1 pseudogene is annotated in these 383 nt (G+C 62.9%); it reads left to right on the top strand.

Annotated elements, in window-relative coordinates:
• Positions 1–112 precede the first annotated feature (112 nt).
• Positions 113–383: pseudogene (locus tag B2J89_RS21920) on the top strand (IS3 family transposase); the annotation flags it as partial.

Raw genomic sequence — 383 nt, 5'->3', positions numbered from 1 at the left:
ACTGTTGAAAGAGCATGTGGCAGACCTTTAGGGTGAACCGCCCCGGCTTTGAACCGACCCCCAGAAGTTGGACAGTTGCGATCCCGCTGAACATGCGGTATTTCTCAGCCGGCATCGGCGTGCCTGCGCATTGGTGAACCGGCAGAGGGGCAATACCGGCGCTGCGCGCGTGAACGCCAAGCGCGTCTACCGGGTGATGGCGGGCAATGCGCTGCTGCTGCCGAAGGCCCCCAGACGCCGACAGTCCAGTCAGCCCCACGAGGGCAAGATGGGGGTAGACCACAGCGATATGCGCTGGTGCTCGGACGGCTTCGAGATCAAATGCGACTCGGGCCAGACCGTCACAGCGACGTTCACGAAAGACTGCTGCGACCGCGAGATCG

Source organism: Acidovorax sp. SRB_24 (genome assembly GCF_012931925.1).
This window is presented reverse-complemented; position numbering and strand designations above follow the sequence as displayed.